The following is a 928-nucleotide window of genomic DNA, read 5'->3' as shown; positions in this document are numbered from 1 at the left end:
TGCCAGCCGAGGTCGTCCCAGGTGGCCACCGCGCCGCGGGGGCTGCCCTGCGCCCGCCGGTCGCGGGCCGCGCGATGGCCCACGTCGAGCCCGAAGCGCAACCGGCCGCGCGGTTCGAGGATCACGAAGAAGGCGCGGTCGATGCGGTCGCGCGCCAGGATCGCCGCGCGTGCGACGTCAAAGCCGTAATAGGCCGTGTCCGCGCGGAGCTTGCCCGAGAACACCGGATAGCGCGAGGTCTGCGGCGTGTCGGTCCAGTCGGGGGTGGCGCAGAGGTCGATGCGCAGGATGGGCTGGTCGAGCTTGCGCACCACATCGCCCTTGATGACGACGACCAGGCGGCGCGTGCCGTCGGGATTGGCCGGGTCGGGCTGGCGGCCGAGCGGGCCTGTCCAGCCGGTGATCGGGCCGATGTCGTCCCGGGTCCGGTCTGCGGGCGGGGCGCCGCGGTTCCAGAACCGGGCAAGGGGCGTGCCGCGCAGGTCGGTCGCAAAGCCGCGCCAGCGCAGTTCGTCGTTCAGCGCGTGGTTGGCACCCGCAAGCAGGCTTTCGACAAAGCTGCGCCGTTCTTCGAAGAAGGTGATCGTGTTGTCGGGCAGGTCCTGCGCGCCGGAGATCAGCGCCTCGGGCGCGATGCGGACCATGTAGTCGGCCAGCGGGACCGGCAGGCGGGGCGCGCGGTAGATGGGGGCGCCGCTGGCGGCTTCGGCGGGCGTCCGGCCCTGGACGCGGAACGCGGCCTTGCGGGCGGGCAGGGACCGCAGGCTGGCGCCCAGGTCGTGCCGGAGATCGGTGCTGCGGTAGGCGCCCACGGCGACGGCGGGCACGCGCGGCCGGGGGGCCTGCCCGAGGGCGGAGGCGCGGAAGACCTGGCGCAGGGCGGCGTCGACGGCGGGATCGGCGGCGCGCAGGCGCAGCGCCTCTTCGG

1 protein-coding gene is annotated in these 928 nt (G+C 74.8%); it reads right to left on the bottom strand.

What is annotated here, in order from left to right; genetic code table 11:
• Positions 1-928 (bottom strand): hypothetical protein (locus ACLD7X_RS17130; protein ID WP_411424896.1); only part of this gene is annotated, 928 nt, incomplete at both ends.

Origin of the sequence: Aphanothece microscopica RSMan92 (genome assembly GCF_046613545.2) — a bacterium.
Classification (GTDB): Bacteria; Cyanobacteriota; Cyanobacteriia; order PCC-6307; family Cyanobiaceae; genus NIES-981.
Note: the sequence above shows the minus strand (reverse complement) of the source record. Positions and strands in the feature narration are given on the sequence as shown.